The organism is Cardinium endosymbiont of Dermatophagoides farinae, from assembly GCF_007559345.1.
GTDB lineage: Bacteria > Bacteroidota > Bacteroidia > Cytophagales > Amoebophilaceae > Cardinium.
Genome location: NZ_VMBH01000001.1, coordinates 690,029 through 710,287, shown reverse-complemented (window position 1 = coordinate 710,287; position 20,259 = coordinate 690,029). Strand labels below are relative to the sequence as shown.

Here is a 20,259-nt window from a genome sequence, read left to right as displayed (position 1 = left end):
TTTATAATTATGTACCATCCTCTTCCTCTATTTATAAAATTTTTTATCTATCTACAAGGAACTGCGCTAGCTTTGTTGCAATACAAACAATTGTTTATAAATCCCTCCTTGGGCCAGTAGGGTGGAATGGGTGCCTTGTTCGACAATTTTTCCTTGCTCCAATACAATAATTTTATCGGCATGGTAAATGGTGCTTAACCTATGGGCTACTACAATAGCGGTTTTATCTTTAATAAGGGATTGAAGGCTTTCTTGTAGGTTGCGCTCAGAGACACTATCTAACGCTGAAGTGGCTTCGTCTAATACCAAAATAGATGGACCAGCCAATATCGCTCTGGCAATGCAAATGCGTTGCCTTTGACCTCCAGAGAGCTTGTTGCCATTTTCTCCAATAATGGTATCATAACCTTGCGGCAAACGCATAATAAAGTCATGTGCACCAGCTACTTGGGCAGTTTCTATAACGGCTGCCTTGCTGAATCCTGACCTATTCAATACAATATTGTTAAAGACGGTATCGTGAAATAAAATGGATTCCTGGGTGACAACGCCGATTAAACGATGGAGCGATGTAGGACAAATCTGCGTAATGGGTAAATCATCTATTGTAACGGTGCCAGCATTTGGCTGGTAAAGACCAGATAAAAGCGATAAAAGGGTAGACTTTCCTGAACCAGAAGCGCCAACCAATGCGATGGTTTCGCCTTTTTGAATGGTAAAACTGATCTGATGTAAAACTTGCTTGCACCCATCATAGGAAAAAGAAAGATTGTTAAATGCTATTTCACGTTTAAATGTGGCCGTTATGGCCTCCTCGGAAAGGGTTTAGGGGGAGCTGGTTGATCCAATAGATCAAAAACACGCCTTCCAGCAGCTATGCCCCGTTGGATATGGCCAATGGATCTTGAAATCATTTTGATCGGCACAAGGGTCTGGGAACAGATAATGATGTATGCAATAAAAGTACTGGGTGTCAGCAGGCTACAGTCCAAAAGGATCAAATGGCCACCATAGGCGAGTATAATGGAAACGGCTAGCACACTTAACGATGCAGATACAGGCGCTATCATATAGGCTTTTTTAGCTACAGCCATATTGGTGCGGGCATAAAATGTCCCCTCTTTTTTAAAATGATCAACAGCATATTGCTGCACACCAAAAATTTTAATGATGCGGATGCTACTGACCGTTTCTGTAATCAGATGCATCAAATTGCCTAGCGACTTTTGGGTGCCATCTGTCCACTTACGAAGGGATTGCATAATCTGCGCAATGGCCCACCCCACAATGGGTAAAAATAATAAAGTAAAAAGACTAAGCTTTGGAGACATGTAAAATGGCACGGCTATGTAACAAAAAAGTTGCGTAGGCTCCTTTAAAAAGAGACGCAATGTGTCACCAACTACATATTCAATTTCTTGAACATCAACAGTAATACGTGACATTACATCTCCTTTCTTTTGGTCAGTAAAGTACTGGACAGGAAGGTCCAAACTTTTTTTAAAGAGTGCCAAGCGTAAATTATAGACTAGATTGATGCGCACCTTAGCCATGGTGATATCGGCTATATATCTAAAAAAACCACTAATGGCATTAGATAGCATAAATAGAAGTGCCAATAAACAGAGTACGCTTATCTTACCATAATCAATAATAAATTGTATAAAATAGTAATTAAATAAGCCAGTAAGGTAACCAATCTTTAGCTGCCACTTTGGCCTTACCTGTTCTTCTAATAGCAAATGGTTTAACGCTTCTTGGTCAAAGAGCACTTTAAGCAAGGGTACTACCAAACCATAGGTCACCAAACCAAAAAGAATAGATAAAAGAATAGCAAAAAAATAACAAACAGCGCACTTGCTTAAAGGCCCCGCGTATGCTAAAATCCTAGAATAAATCCGCATTGAAAAGGAATTTATATGACACTTTTTGCTTGATCAAAAAGTAAGCAAAAAATCAAGCCCTCGGTAAAAAGTTGCTGAAAGCACAACATTTTCCAGGGATGCGTTTTTTATAGTACGGTCCATCAAATTGCGCGATTAACCATCCACAAAAAGATCACTGGCTATTTTATCGGCTAGTAATTTACCACTATTTGTTAAATAAAGTGTATGGCCTGTTAAATAGGCTAACTTCCATAGGATAATTTTTTCTAGATAATCTTTTTGCGTAACCATAAGGTCAATGGCATATTGTTTATAGATCCAATCTAGGTCACATCCCCAGCAGGTTCTAATGCTGGTCATGATATATTCATTGACATGGTTGGCTAGGGTTAATGTTTCTGCGGTATAAGGGAGCTTTCCATTTTGAATGGCTTTGCTATACAGCGCATTATGGGAGATATTCCATTGCCGTTGCAGCCCATTATAGGCATGCGCACCGGGCCCTATGCCTATATAGGGACCGGCTTTCCAGTAGTTGGTATTGTGTCTGGAATATTTTTCTGGCTTGCAAAAATTAGAAATTTCATAATGCAGATAACTTTGTTTGCTACAAGTTGCAATAGCTAGTTCAAACTGTTCTGCTGCTAAGGTTTCGTCTACTTCAACGATACGTCCTTGTTGATGCCAATGGTCAAATACGGTTTTGGGTTTAATGGTCAAACAATAGGCAGCAATATGTTCTGGTTCTAACCATAGCGCCTGGGTTAAATCGGCCTGCCAATCGCGTGTAGTGGTACCAGGAATGGCATAGATAAGGTCTATATTTAAGTTATCAAAACCAGCAGCACGTGCCCACGCTACACTATTTTGCGCCATAACACTGGTATGGGCCCTATTCATATAACCAAGCAGCCGGTCATTAAAAGACTGTATGCCTATGCTAAGTCTATTCACACCCATATGGCGCAACCCTTGCAGCTTTTCAAGCGTTACATCGTCAGGATTGGCTTCTAGGGTAATCTCTACACCCGGCGCTATAGGAAAATATTGTACAACCTGGTCGAGTAAGCGCTCTATTTCCCCAAGGGTTAATAAAGAAGGCGTGCCGCCTCCAAAATAAATGCTGGTAATAGGGAGCCCTTTTAAATAATCCTGACGCAGTGCAATCTCTTTAAGCATGCTATCGAGCACCAATGATTTGAGCCGCAAATTTGTACTAAAATGAAAGGCACAATAGTGACAAGCTTGCTTGCAAAATGGAATATGCAGGTAAATGCCCGCATGGCCTTGTGTTGGATTAAAAATAGATAAGTTTTTATAAAGCATTGCAGTTTTCATCTAAAATAGATAAGCTTATTGTGTAGGCCTTCTGCAAAACCTATTTGTGATCAGCAGTTTTTAGGAGAAGCGCAGTCGCCAGAATACTAAATGTATTTGAGGAGCATAGACCACAAAATTGCCATTTAGCAATAGGTTTTCCAGAAGGTCTTGTATTTCACCTAATGTATACAATTATGCTAGAACATCTAAAAACAAGATGGAAACTGACTTTATGTAGCAGCTTATTTATCCATTTAATTGAATGTAGTGCATACCAAATAAAAATGGGTATGTATCAGCAGCGGAATACCGGTGGTATGCCTAGCCATCTGGTGTCTACTGCTAACCTTATGCCTACCGGTAATGAATTTGATCATATCCATGGTAATAGTGTCCTTACAAAGTATACAATACATCAAGGGCTATGCAAATTCTACAAAGATTTTTTTAAAAAAATTGGCGCATTTTATTGGAAAGAATCAAATACAAATAAAGAGCCAGAATCGTTAATAAACGATATAAACCTAGCATTAGGATTATTGGTTAACAACTTGGATAAGTCAAAGCTACTAATAAATAAAGATTACATTAAGTTTTTTTATGTAAAAGTCATGAAATGCTTAATGCTTCAACAAGCACTATTGGTGATTTTTTATATTGGGAACACACCTATACTACTGCTATGCGTCAATTAAACACGCTTAACCAGTTTAATCTTAACAGTGATACCATGCTTGGTTCTACAAGAGATTGTTGCCAGTGCCAGATCGCTGATCAACATCCTCCAGCAGCTATGGAGCCTTTACAAGGCCTGTTAGCCAACGAAAAGGCAGGAAAAGCAAATGCAATATAACAGCAAAGAGCAAATAAAGAATAAAAACAAAACTAAAATCCATACAATTATGCTAGAACATCTAAAAACAAGATGGAAACTGACTTTATGTAGCAGCTTATTTATCCATTTAATTGAATGTAGTGCAAACCAAATAAAAATGGGCATGTATCAGCAGCGGAATACTGGTGGTATACCTAGCCATCTGGTATCTACTGCTAACCTTATGCCTACCGGTGATGAGTTCAAGGATATCGACCCCCTTGCGCTTTCTACTCCAGAACTTATACAATACATACATTTAGGGATGCGGTATATCAATGAACTTGTTCAAGTTAACCCTGCTTTTACCAAAAAAATTATTTCAGAGCAGACGCTGTCTGATTTGTGCAACTCAAAAGATGACCAAAACGCATTACAGCTACTTGATAGGTGGGCTGTATCTGATTCAGTAGTAAAAGTGGTCAAGGATTTTATAGTTTGGACCAAACAACTAATGTTTTATCTAATAGAAGATAAAACTAATGATACTAAAACAAAGATTGCCCATTATTTTAAATCTTGTTACTTTAAATATTGGCGCAAGCACTATGCTGCCGCTATCAAGAAATTGATGGATAAAATCCAATGTCCACATTGCCAAAGTTCTAACTACCGTAGCCATGGTTATACACCAAATGGCAGGAAACGTTACCATTGTCGAGATTGTAACCACTATTGGAGTCCGGATCCGGAGTCGGAGTACACGCAAGCATGCGGTACAAATAAAATCCCCTTTACCCCCACACCATTCCCTGAACAAACTTTATAAAAAAGTTGCAGTTTCCATCTAAAATAGATAAATTTGCTAAATCTTTTATGGTAGGTAGTGACCTACTCATTGCTTACCCTTAAACAGCGGCAGTCTTGAGGTTATGCATCAATCGCTACCCCATACTAGCTAAAACACTACGTTAAGCTAAACTAAAATCTATACAATTATGCTAAAATATCTAAAAAAAACATGGAAACTGACTCTATGCAATGGTTTATTGATCCATTTAATTGGGTGTAACCAAGTAAAGAATCAGCATAACGGCTCAACATCCACACGTAATAATAATATAGATGATCCTAAGCTTTATATTAGAAATCAAGTAAAACAACTCGTAAGCAAAAAGCTATCCGCTATCCACACTTGTTTATATAAAAGAATAGGCTCATTTTATACAAAAAATACAGAACCAACATCGTTAATAATCGAGCTAAAACTAGCATTAGGTTTGCTTAAGAAGAACAATATAAATATATAATAAGCGAATCACTAATAAATAGAATTAACAATTTTGTAAATGAAAGCGACAAAATGCTTAACTCTTCAACAAATATTAATAAATCTTTTATAGATTGGTACAAGGCCTATATAGATCTTTTCGAACAAGATGGTAATAATATAAATATACTCACACAATCAGCACCTATTGTCCTCCCAAAAAGAGAAAGGCCTAAATAAGATGACAGATCAGAAAAGACTCACCCCTATAAAAGGAATAATAAAAGGAATAGAAATATTAATACGGATGAGACTATAAAATATCAAACTTCTTCAGAAGAAAACTCAAAGATACAAGTAGATAAAAAGATAAATAATCTCGCAGAGTTCGCTATTCAATATCTTAATATACAAGATAGTCCTGATAATAAGGATAAACTCACCCTACTTAAAGATTTTTTATCGGAAAATTTGAATTTAATTCATCCAGAAACAAAAAATGATGCTAAAAATGTGTTGAATGATTCTAAACAAAACGTGCCTTAAAAAGGTTACGACCAGAAAATGTCCCTTTAAAAATAAGTAGCAAATCAGTTAGGTGGGTCCTGGAAAACGAATGCTGGTTTTCCAGCTTTAATCCTTTCCCCCACCATTTCCCTGAACAAACGTATCCATTCAGCCATATGGCCACGTTACCCCCAAAACAAGGAAAAACGCGCCCCTGTAAAAAGTTGCCAAATAGAAGCCGTCCCTTACAGATGATTAAGAAAAACAGATTCCTTTCAAGCCCGCGAAGCGGGCGGTTTCTGTTTTTCCATCTGTAAGCTGTGCTTTCAGCAGCTTTTTCCATCAGCGCTTGATTTTCTCTTACTTTTTTATCAAGAAAAAAGTAAAATAAAAATGCCTTATCCCCACACCACCTCTATATCTATAGGCCCATAGATTCATTATTATATACTATCTTTTCCGCTGCAGTAACCGCTGTAAGGTCTTGATCTAAGTCTTTATCTAAAAGCGTACCCCGAATGGTCAGCAGCTGGATGGGTGCTTTTATAGAAAGCTTCCGGTCTGCTTTAGCCTTACGTACCAATTCAATAATTTCTCTCAGAGAGGCTACTTGGTCCAGTTTGTCTTGGCTTAAAACAGTAGGTAGTGCCCATTGAGGCCAATTGCCTCTTTGGTGTATAGAACCTTTATTTGGATAAATCCCCTGCGCAAGCTCCTCCGTAATATGGGGCAAAATAGGTGCAAAAAGCTGCAATAAGCCATAAAAAGTATGATAAAGGGTTATGATAGCACTGGATTGGCCCAGGTTATCCTTATAGACTCTATCCTTACTAACCTCTAGATAATCATCACAAAAAACAGACCAAAAGAATTTTTCCACCGCCTCCAACGCTTCTGCATAGCCATAGGCTAGAAAATGGGCATGGACCTTTTCCGTGAGTGCTGCTAATGATTGGAAGAGCCATTTATCTAGGGTATGGGTGATTTGATGCCACTCAAGCGGCTGGTTTAATCCTTCCACTTTATCAAAATGGCTTAAGATAAATTTACCTGCATTCCATAGCTTAGTAACCAATCGCTTGCCATTTTTCATGACATGATCAGAATAGCAAGTATCTGCACCCAAACGGGCATTGGCTGCCCAATAGCGGATTACATCGGCGCCATATTCTGCTAAAAGCTTTTCAGGAAGGAGTACATTGCCTTTAGACTTAGACATCTTCTGCCTATCTGGTGCCAGACACCATCCATTGATCATGATATGCTTCCAAGGAAGGCTGTCTTCATGCAAATGAGCTTTGAGTAAAGTATAAAAGGCCCAAGTGCGTATAATCTCATGGGCTTGTGGACGCAAATCCATTGGGAACAACTGCTGGTGCCTATGATAGTCTATGCTAAACTCCTTATTAATAGCATAAGAAGAAAGCTGGGGAGAAATACTACTGGTGGCCCAAGTATCCATTACATCATAATCAGGTACTACCTCTTCGCGTGTATAGCCTATGGGTAGGTCTTGCAGTGGGTTTACAGGCAATTGGTTTATGGTGGGCAGCAATACCTTGCCTTCTTCTCCGGCTCTTTTAGAATACCAAACAGGAAAGGGAACCCCAAAATAACGCTGACGGCTAATGCACCAATCCCAAGCAATGCCATTCACCCATTCCTCCAATCTATGCCGCATCGGCGCAGGATGCCATTTGAGCTGATTGATTTTAGCCAAAAGGGCCGCTTTATGATCGATGGTGCGTACAAACCACTGAGGCGTTGTAAGGATTTCTAAGGGCGCACCAGAGCGTTCTGCACATTTTACAGCCTGATGCACAAGCGTTTGCTTGACCAAAAGTGACTGCTCTTTTAAGATTGCAATGATTTTTTCGCGCGCCGCTGCTACCTTTAGCCCTTGCAATGGACCAGCATGTGTGATCCTACCTTGTTTATCCAGGATAATAGCAGTAGGGAGCTGGTGCCTTTTCCACCATAGGATATCGGTTTGGTCTACAAAGGTGCAACACATCACCAAACCTGTTCCCTTATTGGGTTGCACCAAATCATCGGCTAAAATAGGGACCCTGATATTAAATATAGGCGTGGTCGCATAGGTACCAGCCAAATGTTGGTAACGCAAGTCAGCCGGATGGTAGAATAAAGCCACACAAGCAGGCAATAATTCTGGTCGAGTAGTCGCAATGGTAAGCGGTGTTTGCGTGGCCTCATGGACAAATACAATATCATTCATATAAGCGGTACGCTCCTGATCTTGAATATCAGCTTGTGCCAAAGCAGTACCATCTACTGGATCCCACAACATAGGTTGCGCGCTACGGTATATCTGGCCTTTTTCTAAAAATGCCAAAAAAGAGAGCTGTGAAAGCTTACGAGATAGCGGGCTAATCGTCTGGTATTCTAAGCTCCAGTCAACGGAAAGCGCCATGGCTTTAAAAAGATTTCTAAACTTCTCCTCTTCATGCACCACTACTTCCTGACATAACCTTATAAAATCCGCTCGCTCCATATGGGCGGCACGCACCCCTTTTTGTTTTTCTACCAACCGCTCCGTAGGCAAGCCATTGTCATCAAATCCCATCGGATAAAAAATATTTTTACCCAACATACGCTGAAATCGAACTATAAAATCAGCTTGCGTATAGCTACAGGCATGACCTATGTGCAGCTGTCCCGAAATAGTAGGCGGAGGCGTGTCTACCACAAAAGTAGCCCCACGAGGAGCGGTAGCATCCCAGCTATATAGCGCTTCTGCCTGCCAAAAGTGCTGCCAATTTTTTTCTCGTTCTAAAAAGTTGTAACGTTGAGGTAAGAAGGGTTGCGTCATTTTCTAATCGAAAAAATGGTTTGGATAGACCTCTTTATGAAATCGACTCTCGAAAGAGGCTTATTTAAGATTATCACAAATATAATGGGCTTACAAACATTATCCTATATTTTAACCGCCTACAGCATGTTGGCACCTAAAGATCTATTCAAGTCAGCGCAAGCATGAGACCTTCTGCAAAACCTATTGCTAAATGGCAATTTTGGTGTCGAAGCTTGTCTATGCTCCTCAAATACATTTAGTATGCTGCGGTGCTCGACTGCGCTTCTCCTAAAAATTGCTGATCACAAATAGGTTTTGAAGAAGGTCTCTATATCTTAACCGCCTACAGCATGTTGGCATTTAAAGATCTATTCAAGTCAGCACAATCATGAGACCTTCTGCAAAACCTATTGCTAATGGCAATTTTGGTGTCGAAGCTTGTCTATGCTCCTCAAATACATTTAGTATGCTGCGGTGCTCGACTGCGCTTCTCCTAAAAACTGCTGATCACAAATAGGTTTTGAAGAAGGTCTATGCAACCTGCTCTTTTTTGATTTTTAGATAAAAAAATTATCATTGCAAAATGCGTTGCTGGCGCCATATCTATTTTTTTTGCTTTATGATATCCTTTAATTTCTCCTTATTGATCGTCTCTGCTTTTTTTCTATTAATCTTATTGGTAGGGCTTTACTTTAGCAGCAAACAAACCAGCTTTCGAAGGTATGCAGTAGGGAGTAAAGATTTTGCTACCGCTACGCTGGTGGCCACGGTATTGGCTACTGTTTTTGGAGGGGGAGGCTTCATACTGAACATAGGATGCACCTATGAACTTGGTTTATGGTGGATCATCGCTGTACTCTTAGATACTTTTGGTTTGTGGATCATTAGTAAATTAGCCTTGCACATGGGGCCATTTATGGAACATCTATCTATGGCAGAGACAATAGGCCATATCTACGGCCACTATCCAAGGATTATAGCTGCGCTAGCTGGTATCTGTAACGCTATCGTTATCATTACGATGCAAATCACTGCAATAACCCAGGCTATTGGCATCTGTTTGAAGATAGAGCATCCCTATATAATGCCTATCTTTGCTACCTTACTGCTTACTTTCTATGCTACATTTGGTGGTATTCGTGCGGTTACCTTTATAGATGTATTGCAGTTTATAACCTTTGCCATTATCATTCCGCTTTTAGCTTGGTTTATCTTTCTACAAGTAGATAAACCGGTTCCAGAAATTGTTCCTATGCTACAGGGTCACACCAGATTTCAGTTTAGTAGCCTATTCCATTTTGATACTAAATTAATCGCCATACTTTGCTTTGTGCTCAGCAATTTAGCCTCCTATATAGATGCGCCTATTATTCAAAGGGTATATATGTCTGCTGACCCCATTCAGGCCCAAAAAGTTTTTTCATATGCTACTATTTTTAACCTTATAATAAAGATTTTTATAATTCTAACTGGTCTACTTGTTTTTGCAGGGGTGCCAGATTTACCAAAGGAAAATATTTGGGACTATATGATGGTGCATGTTCCTTCTATTTTTCAAGGATTCCTTGCCATTGGTTTATTGACTATGAGTATGTCAAAAGCTGATTCCTACTTAAATGGTTGCGTGGTCATGGTCAGCCATGATATAGTGCAAAGCCTACAAGGTAAAAAAGAAATTACTGACTCGGTTCAACTTAAAATAGCAAGATGGACCACGCCAGTGGTAAGCCTACTAGCTATGTTCCTAGCCTTTCGCTGTCAAAACCTGTTAAAATTAATATATTGGTCCCTCTTTTGCGCTGTACCAATCATTGCTGCTCCTTTTACATTAGCTATTTTTGGCTTTCGAGGTACTTCACGTACGGCTTTAATCGGTATGGCAACAGGTGCATACACGCTTGCAGCATGGAACAAATGGGTAGAACCTGCAATAAAGATAGATGGTTCTTTAATTGCTATGGTAACCAATGGCCTGGCTATGATGGCTGCGCATTATCTCTTCAAACAGCCAGAAGGTACAGGTTGGGTGAAGCCAGATAACAATTTTAAACAAATACAACAAGCATATGCACGCAAACAGGCAAAACGAAAAGAAAGGATGCAGCATGCTTGGGCCAATAGAAAAATTACCTTGACCAAGCTGGTACCTAGTGATGCTGCCTTGCGTTTAACAGGCTTGTATATCATCACTACTGCTATTCTGGGTTATTGGTTTATTAGACCAGATCGGATCTATTGGGCGATATTCCAAGGACTTGTAGGGGTGCTTTTTACATCTTCTAAAACCTTTTTTAGGAAAGCAATACCACCTTGGTTGATTGGCTTAGGTTGGCTTATAGGAGTAGCCGTTTATCTTCCGTTGACTTTATTGCGACACTGGTGGTATCTGGTAGACCCGATTTTTACCGCATCTTTATCTCTGACCCATTGTGTTGTCATCTTATCGGTACTACCCCTCTATCTGGCAATAGGGATGGTAAGCGCTATTGTATTAGGCGCCATTTATGCCATCTCCACTGCATTGCCTTTGCCAGTAGCATCTGCTTTATTTCCGCTATTTACAGTCAGCCTACTCGTATTTGCCATGGTTGTTTGCTTTAAAATCAAGGCAAACCGCTATTTGACGAAAATCCTTTACCTGGAAAGCCAAGAAAAGATTAGAGCATCTCAAAAACTAAAAGCATCCCTCTACGACTCGGCTATGGTTCCCGTTACTACAGTTGGTAAGGCCAAAGGCTATGGGCTATTTTAACACAAGTAATAGCCAAAGTTGAGGAATCCATCTCCTTTTTAGATGGCGACATGCCCCTTTATAAACAAGATTTTCAGAGTATTATTAATAAGTTATATGATTGGGTGGCCTATTTCAATAGAAGCGCAAGGGCCAAAAAACATGCACTGCTGCAGCCTACTAAAATTACTTTAGATAAGCTGATGCGTAAGGTGGAGCTGGCGTTATCTCAAGAACTGGCTGATCCGCCTAGGCTCTTTGTAGAGCAAATAAAAAAAGCAAGTGGGGAACCATCTCGCTATATCGTATGCGATATCAACCAAGTAGTCTACTTATTGGTGCAAGCTGTTTTACGTATTGGCAAGCTAGAAGGTTCGAAAATTGTGCGGATACAGCTCCATCCTACTGCCTTGCAATTTAAGCAAGCAGACCCTATTGACAGCAGCGGCCCTACATTCCTCCTCTTTCAGGCTACTGCTTTAGTAGTAAGCCCCGTGACTATTGATCTACTGCCTACCGTAAAGGAGCTCTATGAGGATAGCATGGATCCACCAGCCCTCAAGGAAAAAAAGAAGCGCCACCATCGATAGATCTTCAACAGGATACCATATCCAGTATGGTTCGTGCCCACTATGGCTATGTAGCATACCCGGTTGATGGTGCGCAAAAAGCTATTGTATTGGTATTGCCGAGCAACGTTACAGAGGTTCGCAATAAGATGACCGCTAAACTACCGCTAGACTGCTTAACCTCAGAAGCCCCTGTGACCTCTAAGGAGCAAGCCGACTCTATGATGGCATTAATGCAATTTCATGACTATGTCTGTAAATCCTTATGTCCAGAGGACCCTATTGATATAGGTACGATTTCAGGTTTGCTTTTATTACTGCGGCAACACTTTGGCTTTAAGCGACATGCTTCAGGTCAATTGTTTTATGTCCGGGCAGTAGGGATTGCCCAGCTAGTGATAGAATGGGTGTTTCACTCCCCTAAAGTCATTTATGCCGCTTTGCTCTATGAACTCGTGCGCCATACCTGTTTGCCGCTTTCTTATGTCCAGGAGCATTATAATTTAGGCGTATATGCTTTTGTATTGAATGTAGTAGGAATAGATAAGCGGCAAGAATTGGATCATCCTTCTTTGCTGTATGTGCAGAACCGCTTGAAAGAAGCGATTAAGGAAGACCATGTACAGCTTTCGGTGCTCTTTATCAAACTGGCAGAACGGCTTTATGATCTACGTCATGCAGCAGGTTATATCCACCTCAAAGAGATGCATCATATGGTGCAAGAAACGCTGACCATAGATGTGAAGCTAGCCCATGCATACCTAGACCCAGAAATAGCAGTGGCCTTAGAAAAAGCAGCTAAAGCCGCACTAGCGGTTTATAAAGATACCGATAAGGATCAAGACAGTTAAGGAATTTTTATCTTACTTTTTGCTTGATCACAAAGTAACAAAAAAATCAAGCCCTACAGCCATCTACCTCAATACAAAAGGTCAATGGATAGCTGGATATGGTTGTAAATCATTAATCTCTAAATGAATTTATCGTTTTATCATGTCATCTACTATCTTTTCATACACAGTAACCTCATTGCTATTGTATTTCGGTTGTTCTTGGTTTGTTTTATCTACCCCAAGTTTCTCTTTAACCCATGAAAAGAACCCTTTTTTCTTTTTCGGTGCTTCATTTTCAACAGGTGGCTTAGTGATCAAATCCTGGTCACTAGCACTATTATTTTTATTCGTAGTTTGTTGAGAACTATCTGGTTCATTGCTACCCATACCATCTGATTCAGATTGTGTAGATGTATCTGTAGGTAGTGTTACATCAGATTCTACCTTCTCCTCTTTAGGTTGAACATTTTTTGAACTAGATTTTTGAATAACGTTATGTTTTGGCTTGGAATCTACCTTCTTTTTCTTTTTTGGGCTTTCATATTTAGGCAAGCAGCCTCCTTGAATACAACCCTCTGCTGTTAACAAAGGTATAAGCAGTAATAGAAAAATTAATTTTAATATTAATTTTTTTGTAGGTATTGACATCATAACATAGATTTAAACTGGTTAATTTATATGAGACCTTCTGCAAAACCTATTGCTAAATGGCAATTTTATGGTCTATACTCCTCAAATACATTTAGTATTCTGGCGACTGCACTTCTCCTAAAAACTGCTGATCACAAATAGGTTTTTCAGAAGGTCTATGGAAATTCGCTTATGCATTTTTTGCTGCTACTGCGTAGCACATCGCCCCTTCTTATGCTCAAAAAAAGCAATAGTAGCCCCCTATAGGTAACCCTACCGATCTTTTATAGAAAACAAATGATTGAACTAGTGGAATAACCTTAGCGCAGCTAATGAATGCTGGATATCCGTTTTTTTTATTTTGTACAGTAACATAGGTTTTTTGTTTTTTTATATATTTCTTGCTTGCACGCACCATAAGGGTTGCTTACCTAACATGATGCGGCTGGAGGCCACTTTTATGCTAGCAACGCTGTTGCTTGCGCGTTTGCTAACTCGGATGGGCTTGCTCCATGCTTAATGGTAACAAAAAAAAAATATTGTTGCAATGTTTTTTAATATAATAATGGCATGTCCCTATTCTTTGTATTTAGGCCTGGATTACTGCATAATAAATTGTAAATTATCCAGGTTGCTTTTCTGATCCAATAAACAAATAGGCACGTTATTTTAATCATCAAATGACTATGGCTACTGTTTTAGTAACGGGTTCAGAAGGCCAATTGGGTCGTGCTTTACAGGCTACCTTTACAACCAATTCCTTTCTTGTACCGCTTTTTTGCACCAAAGCAATGCTGGATATTACAGCGCCAGATCAAATAGCCGCTTGCATCAAAGCACATGGGGTCCAATACATTATAAATTGTGCAGCCTATACGAATGTGGAGGCAGCAGAGCAAGAAAGAGAAAGCTGCTTTAAGGTAAATAGCATAGGTGCAGGCCACTTGGCGGCATTGGCTGCAAAACATGGTATTGTGCTGTTTCATATTTCAACAGACTATGTTTTTGGCGCTACAACAGGACGTCCATTAAGGCCAAATGACCCCACTGACCCATTGAATGCATATGGTCAATCCAAACGAGCAGGGGAACAACTGGTAGCTGAACGGGCTACCCATTTTTATATCATTCGAACGGCATGGTTGTATGGGGCACAGGGTAGTAACTTTTTTACAAAAATGGTCGCACTGGCCCAGCAAGGAGGCACAATTCAAATGGTCGATGACCAAATAGGGAGCCCTACCTATGTATATGACCTGGCAGCAGCCATTTGGAAAATAATTGAAAAAATAGCAACAGCGCACGGAAAGGATTATCTCTCAGGTATCTATCATTATACCAATGAGGGGGTCGCTAGTTGGTATGATTTTGCCTATGCTATTGTAACTGCTTTTCCCAATAACTGCACCTTAATGCCGCTCTCTTCTGCTGAAGTGGGCCTTAAAAGGCCTTACTATAGCGTATTAAATAAGTCTTCTTTTCGAGAAGTATTCCAGATCAAAATTCCACACTGGAAAGATAGCCTTGCCATCTGCCTAAAGCAGTCTAATATATAATAGCGCAATAGCGCGTGATGGCGCCTTTATCAATTAGACTAGACCTTCTGCAAAACCTATTGCTAAATGGCAATTTTGGCACTTGTCTATGCTCCTCAAATACATTTAGTATGCTGGCAACTGCGCTTCTCCTAAAAATTGCTGATCACAAATAGGTTTTTCAGAAGGTCTATTTTGCTTTTGGCTATGATTTATGCTAAATTTAGAAAATCCTTCTGGTACTTACTACACCCTTCCTGTAAAGTTGCCATAATTAAGGTTATGGGATGAACGGTACAAGCTATTTGGGTGCCATCTAAATTTCTTATTTTAGTTTAATGTATGGCAAATGTTGTCGCAATCGTAGGAAGATCTAATGTAGGTAAGTCTACCTTTTTTAATAGATTGATCGAAGCAAGAAAAGCTATTATGGATGGATCGCTTCATACTACGCGCGACCGACATTATGGTTATGCATCGTGGAGCAACCGATCCTTTACAGTTATTGATACAGGCGGATACATGTGTGGTACAGACGATGCTTTTGAGCATAGCATTCGTGAACAGATTCAACTTGCACTAGATGACGCCAACTTGGTGCTCTTTATGGTGGATTGTATAGAGGGATTAACCGATGCAGATAAAACCTTTGCACATATATTGCGAAAAATCAATAAACCTGTTTTCTTAGTAGCCAATAAATCAGAAAGTGTAATGGCTGCAATGGTTGCGCCTAGTTTCTATGCCTTAGGCCTTGGTGACCCATTTCCAATAGCCGCCATTAATGGCTCTGGAACGGGTGATCTGCTGGATGCTTTATTGCCTTATCTAAAAGAAACACCTGCTGCAGATGAAACAGTCGCTACACTCCCTAGGTTAACCATTTTAGGCCGTCCAAACGTAGGTAAATCTTCTTTTTTAAATGTGCTATTGGATGAAAAAAGAAGCATGGTAAGCCCAATCTCTGGTACGACTAGAGATGCAATAGATACGGAATACAACCGTTACAATAAAAAGTTTATCCTTACCGATACAGCCGGTATACGCAAAAAGTCAAAGGTAAGGGATGCCATCGAATTTTATTCGGTATTGCGTGCGGTAAAAGCGATGCAAGATGCTGATATCTGTTTGATGATGATAGATGCTACCCATGGCATAGAAGCGCAAGACATTTCGCTGATTGCACTGGCACACCGGTATAAGAAAGGTATGGTCTTAGTGGTGAATAAATGGGATTTGATCGATAAGGAGACTACTACTGCTGGTGACTATAGAAAACAACTCTTGCGTAAGCTCGCCCCTTTAGATTATCTACCCATTCTATTTGTTTCAACGGTAAAGAAACAAAGGGTTTACCAAACTATTGAAAAGGCACTTGCGGTTTATCAAAATAAAATAAAAAAAATTCCCACTTCTGAGCTCAACAAAGCGATGTTACCGATCATTGAAAAAAACCATCCCCCTGCTGTAAAAGGAAAGTATATCCAAATTAAATATTGCACGCAGGTTACAGGCAATGCGCCTACATTTGCTTTCTTTTGCAACCACCCAGCCTATATCCAGCCTAATTATAAAAGCTATTTAGTCAATCAGCTTAGGGCCCATTTTAACTTTGAAGGAGTACCTGTTCAAGTGGTGTTTAAGAAAAAATAGTAGACCTTCTTCAAAACCTATTTGTGATCAGCAGTTTTTAGGAGAAGCGCAGCCGAGCACCGCAGAATACTAAATGTATTTGAGGAGCATAGACAAGCTTCGACACCAAAATTGCCATTAGAAATGGGTTTTCCAGAAGGTCTTGTGTAATTGGTTTTACTATGGCCATTAAAGGCTATTAAAAAGCATAAGCTGGCTGTAATTCATTAAGTTATTTTGTAAATTGTACATTAGACTTCTTTACGCAACCTATTTGCCATGACCAGCTTTTAGGAGCAACGCAGCATGCTCAGCTCTATTTGAGCAGTCTAGGCAAGCCTAAAAATTGCTACTTAGCAATCGAGTAAAGAACTATTACTGGAATATGCAAAAGATACGAATATGCAAATAAATAAGAACTATATGATAGGCCTATTAGCCCTATCTTCCCTGTGTATTTTATACTATGGTTTTTTATTCCTAAAAGGCCACAATATATTTTCTAAGTATAATGGCTACCAAGTTTCTTACCCTGTAAATAAAAACTTATATGTTTCTGCTCCTGTTAAACTAAAAGGCCATGTAGTAGGGATGGTTACAAAAGTAGAAATTAAGCCTAAAGAGAATTACAGCACATTGGTTACAATTGAGGTGGATAAACAATTTCCTTTGACACACAACAGTAAAATTATGCTCAATAATGCAGGTATGATGGAAGGAAATGCTTTAGAAATTGAGCTACACAAAGGAAAGCCCATCAATAGGAACGATATTATCATTGGTCAGATCCATCCAGATTTTAATGATATTGACCTTAAAGCAATGACAGCGCAAGTGGCAACGGTTACACAGAACCTTATCAAGACAACTGAAGGTGTCAATTCGATTTTAGCCAATCTTGAAAAAACAAGTGCTACTTTAAATACTGCTATTCATGGACTTGAAGAGAATATAAGCACGATTGCAAAAAATATAATTGCTATTTCTACTCCATTAGCAGACCCAAAAAGAGGCATACCGGCTATGTTGCCTACTATACATAGCCTACTTTTACAGATAGGATCTATTCCTTTTAAGGATATCTCCTTTAGAATTACCAATATGCTTAAGGATGCAGAAAGGTTGATCCAGCATGCTTCTAGTGATACTGGAAGCTTGGGGCTATTTATGTATGATCCTACCCTCTATCATAATCTAAATCATAGTGTGGAAAACTTGAATGCATTACTTTTTGATATAAAAAAGCGACCATTCCGCTATGTGCATTTCTCTCTATTTGGTTGTAAACCAAACAAGCGAAAAGCGTTAACTAATCGTTAAGCTATTTTTTAGCTTACTTTTTACTTGATCAACGGAGTGTTTATCTTACCTTATACCTTAGTATTCAATATTTCCAAAATACTATTGTAGACCTTCTGCAAAACCTATTTGTGATCGGCAGTTTTTAGGAGAAGCGCAGTCGCCAGAATACCAAATGTATTTGAGGAGCATAGACAAGATTCGACACCAAAATTGCCATTAGAAATAGGTCTAGCAGAAGGTCTTATGTGTCAAGGCCATAAAAAGTTATAAATTATATACTTAACGCTTCTAATCATGAAAAAATTACCAATTGGTGTTAGTAACTTTCAAGAGTTAGTACAAGGGGATTATCTTTTTTGTGATAAGACAAACATGATTGCTGATTTCCTAAAAAAAGGAGATAAAGTTACCTTGATTACCCGTCCTCGCCGTTGGGGTAAGACACTCAATATGTCTATGCTGCAACATTTTTTTGCCTCAGAAGTGAATGGGGTCACTACAGTAGGTTTATTTGATGATCTAACGATCGGAAAGCTGGAAAATGGCAGGTACATTAGCGCACATCAAGGAAAGTACCCTGTCATTATGAATCAGCTTTAAGGATATAAATTCGGATAGTTTTCAAGGAGCTTATAACGCGGTATATGAGTTGATACTAGAAATTTATAGCTTCTACCCTTATTTATTTACAAGTGATAAAATTAATGAGTTGCAGTTAGAGCAACTGTATGTCATTCGCAATAGATAAGCCAATCAACAAGCGCTAGAAAAATCTTTAAAGCTACTTAGTCAATGCCTCTACCAACACCATGGCCGGAAGGTATATGTACTCATAGATGAGTATGATACGCCACTCAATAAAGCTTATGGTAATAAGAGATACTTGGCGGCTATGGTTGCATTTATGCGCAACCTATTTAGCGACACCTTAAAAGACAATACTGCACTGGAAAAAGGTCTTTTAACCGGTATATTACGTATTTCTAAGGATAGTATGCTCTCTGGTTTGAATAACCTGAAGACTTATACCCTTTTAGATCAAGGTTATAGCAGCTATTTTGGTTTAAGCCGGTAGAAGTGCAAGGCCTATTTACCAAACAAAATTTTTCTATTTGTATCGATGAAGTAAAAAGTTGGTATAATGGCTATAGGGTAGGGGACTTAGTCATGTATAATCCATGGTCTATTATTTATTGTTTGAGTGAGGAGGGTCTTTTTGATGTATACTGGGTTAACACAGGTAATAATAACTTGATCGAACAAAAGGTACTTACTGCTCATGCTGATATTAAAGCGCAATTTGAATCGTTGATGCGTGGTGAACCTTTGGATATAGCTATCAACAAACATCTTGCTTTTGATATCCTAGATAAAGATGACACATCTTTTTGAAGTCTTTTATTATTTGCTGGCTATTTGACCTTTGAAACAAGTAAGCTAAGCGACTATACGAATGTATACGAGTGTAAGGTTAAGATTCCAAATTATGAAATATGGAGACTTTATAGCACATTTTTTCAAGAATGGTTCGTCAGGCAGTTTCATCACAAACGTCAATATGATTCTTTTTTGAAACATTTGATAGCTGGTAATGTTGCTGCTTTTGTATAACAACTTAGCTATTTCTTACGAAGAAGTGTGAGCTATTTTGATACCAAACAAAGTAAAACATCAGAAGGATTTTATCATGGTTTTGTATTAGGGATGTTATCAAGTTTGGGTATAACCCATTACATACGTTCTAATCGAGAAAGTGGGTTAGGTCGTTATGATTTGCTATTAATTCCCAAAGAAAAAGGTTCAAAAGCGCTGCTATTGGAATTTAAGCAAGTTCGGAGCGAAGAAGAACTGGAAAACGCATCTAAGGTTGCCTTGGCACAAATACAAGCACAAGCCTATCATACGGAGTTATTGCAGTATCCTCATATACAAGAGGTAGTGGAATGCGGCATTGCGTTTTCTGGGAAGTCAGTTGTAGCTGCTTACGCAACTTATGATTTGGCTGGTAAACAATCTGGTAATGTTATTTTAACCAGTAGATATGGTGAGCAAGCGGAATAAATGAATTGATAAAGAAAGTTTCAGTACATTATCTATTGGAATTAGAAGAAAAATGGGGAGAAAAGTATCCAATGGCTATCAAATCAAGATTGTTCATCACGCCATGTATACTGATCCAATGCATCTAAGGAACCCGATGGATCCCAGTGAATTGAAAAATAATCTTGCGTAGGTTCCCCTACAGACCATTCCCCTGGAAGTTTGTATATACGATAATCTATTTTCGTTTTATTAGGATCATCAATCTTTCTGCATTCTACGATTCTATCTTTACCTGCCAAATGCATACAAGGCGTATGGATATATTGTAATAAATCCTGATACAAATCAGGATCATGGTCTTTAACCAATCTTAAA

Annotated in this window: 18 protein-coding genes and 1 pseudogene; 13 read left to right on the top strand and 6 right to left on the bottom strand. The window is 39.1% G+C overall.

Going from position 1 to position 20,259, the window contains the following annotated elements; all coding sequences use genetic code 11:
* Positions 1–66: 66 nt before the first annotated feature.
* From FPG78_RS03260 to hemW, 3 genes are all read right to left on the bottom strand, one after another.
* Entirely contained in the window at positions 67–726 is a 660-nt protein-coding gene (locus FPG78_RS03260; protein WP_223262053.1) for an ABC transporter ATP-binding protein, read from the bottom strand.
* A gap of 77 nt (positions 727–803) precedes the next feature.
* Complete coding sequence (locus FPG78_RS03255; RefSeq protein WP_144086594.1) at positions 804–1,904, bottom strand: ABC transporter permease; 1,101 nt, start codon at positions 1,902–1,904, stop codon at positions 804–806.
* A 135-nt stretch (positions 1,905–2,039) separates the two neighbouring features.
* Complete coding sequence (hemW, locus tag FPG78_RS03250) at positions 2,040–3,212, bottom strand: radical SAM family heme chaperone HemW (RefSeq protein WP_144086593.1); 1,173 nt, start codon at positions 3,210–3,212, stop codon at positions 2,040–2,042.
* 188 nt (positions 3,213–3,400) lie between these two features.
* On the opposite strand from hemW, the gene FPG78_RS03245 reads away from it, so the two are divergent.
* From FPG78_RS03245 to FPG78_RS03240, 3 genes are read left to right on the top strand one after another with little or no spacing between them, the layout of a single operon-like run.
* On the top strand, positions 3,401–3,901 hold the full coding sequence (locus FPG78_RS03245) for a hypothetical protein (RefSeq protein ID WP_144086592.1): 501 nt from the start codon (positions 3,401–3,403) through the stop codon (positions 3,899–3,901).
* Positions 3,889–4,059 carry a hypothetical protein gene (locus FPG78_RS07120; RefSeq protein ID WP_186292436.1) on the top strand — a complete coding sequence of 57 codons (171 nt, stop codon included), beginning with the start codon at positions 3,889–3,891 and terminating at the stop codon, positions 4,057–4,059. Before FPG78_RS03245 ends, FPG78_RS07120 begins: the two co-directional genes overlap by 13 nt.
* A complete protein-coding gene (locus FPG78_RS03240) occupies positions 4,049–4,849 on the top strand; it encodes an IS1/IS1595 family N-terminal zinc-binding domain-containing protein (protein WP_223261982.1) in 801 nt (266 codons plus the stop codon). The genes FPG78_RS07120 and FPG78_RS03240 overlap by 11 nt, the downstream gene beginning before the upstream one ends.
* A 1,369-nt stretch (positions 4,850–6,218) precedes the next feature.
* Here the strand turns inward: FPG78_RS03240 and FPG78_RS03235 are convergent.
* Positions 6,219–8,627: a valine--tRNA ligase gene (locus FPG78_RS03235; RefSeq protein WP_144086590.1), complete on the bottom strand. Its 2,409-nt coding sequence runs from the start codon at positions 8,625–8,627 to the stop codon at positions 6,219–6,221.
* Positions 8,628–9,228: 601 nt separating this feature from the next.
* Between FPG78_RS03235 and FPG78_RS07660 the strand changes: the two genes are divergently transcribed.
* Genes FPG78_RS07660 through FPG78_RS07650 form a run of 3 tightly spaced genes read left to right on the top strand, consistent with a single transcriptional unit; the run spans position 9,229 to position 12,760 of the window.
* Entirely contained in the window at positions 9,229–11,361 is a 2,133-nt protein-coding gene (locus FPG78_RS07660; protein WP_223261981.1) for a sodium:solute symporter family protein, read from the top strand.
* A 50-nt stretch (positions 11,362–11,411) separates the two neighbouring features.
* Positions 11,412–11,930, top strand: a complete 519-nt coding sequence (locus FPG78_RS07655) for a hypothetical protein (RefSeq protein ID WP_223261980.1) — start codon at positions 11,412–11,414, stop codon at positions 11,928–11,930.
* A gap of 26 nt (positions 11,931–11,956) precedes the next feature.
* Positions 11,957–12,760 carry an HD domain-containing protein gene (locus tag FPG78_RS07650; RefSeq protein WP_223261979.1) on the top strand — a complete coding sequence of 268 codons (804 nt, stop codon included), beginning with the start codon at positions 11,957–11,959 and terminating at the stop codon, positions 12,758–12,760.
* A gap of 129 nt (positions 12,761–12,889) precedes the next feature.
* On the opposite strand, the gene FPG78_RS03225 is transcribed toward FPG78_RS07650, so the two are convergent.
* Positions 12,890–13,393: a hypothetical protein gene (locus FPG78_RS03225; protein ID WP_144086589.1), complete on the bottom strand. Its 504-nt coding sequence runs from the start codon at positions 13,391–13,393 to the stop codon at positions 12,890–12,892.
* Positions 13,394–14,058: 665 nt separating this feature from the next.
* On the opposite strand from FPG78_RS03225, the gene rfbD reads away from it, so the two are divergent.
* From rfbD to FPG78_RS03190, 7 genes and pseudogenes are all read left to right on the top strand, one after another.
* Complete coding sequence (gene rfbD / locus FPG78_RS03220; protein WP_186292435.1) at positions 14,059–14,928, top strand: dTDP-4-dehydrorhamnose reductase; 870 nt, start codon at positions 14,059–14,061, stop codon at positions 14,926–14,928.
* 321 nt (positions 14,929–15,249) lie between these two features.
* The gene (der, locus tag FPG78_RS03215; protein ID WP_144086587.1) at positions 15,250–16,560 is read left to right on the top strand and encodes a ribosome biogenesis GTPase Der; all 1,311 of its coding nucleotides are present in this window, start codon (positions 15,250–15,252) and stop codon (positions 16,558–16,560) included.
* A gap of 381 nt (positions 16,561–16,941) precedes the next feature.
* Positions 16,942–17,859 (top strand): MlaD family protein, encoded by a 918-nt coding sequence (locus tag FPG78_RS03210; protein ID WP_144086586.1) that lies wholly within the window; start codon positions 16,942–16,944, stop codon positions 17,857–17,859.
* A gap of 276 nt (positions 17,860–18,135) precedes the next feature.
* Complete coding sequence (locus FPG78_RS03205; protein WP_144086585.1) at positions 18,136–18,441, top strand: AAA family ATPase; 306 nt, start codon at positions 18,136–18,138, stop codon at positions 18,439–18,441.
* Between the two features lie 166 nt (positions 18,442–18,607).
* A pseudogene (locus FPG78_RS07115) lies at positions 18,608–18,916 on the top strand (AAA family ATPase); the annotation flags it as partial.
* Positions 18,917–18,918: 2 nt separating this feature from the next.
* Complete coding sequence (locus FPG78_RS03195; RefSeq protein WP_144086583.1) at positions 18,919–19,233, top strand: hypothetical protein; 315 nt, start codon at positions 18,919–18,921, stop codon at positions 19,231–19,233.
* 246 nt (positions 19,234–19,479) lie between these two features.
* Entirely contained in the window at positions 19,480–19,902 is a 423-nt protein-coding gene (locus tag FPG78_RS03190; RefSeq protein ID WP_144086582.1) for a PD-(D/E)XK nuclease domain-containing protein, read from the top strand.
* A gap of 83 nt (positions 19,903–19,985) precedes the next feature.
* Here the strand turns inward: FPG78_RS03190 and FPG78_RS03185 are convergent, their stop codons facing one another.
* Positions 19,986–20,252, bottom strand: coding sequence for a hypothetical protein (locus FPG78_RS03185; protein ID WP_144086581.1), 267 nt, complete (start codon positions 20,250–20,252; stop codon positions 19,986–19,988).
* Positions 20,253–20,259: the final 7 nt, after the last annotated feature.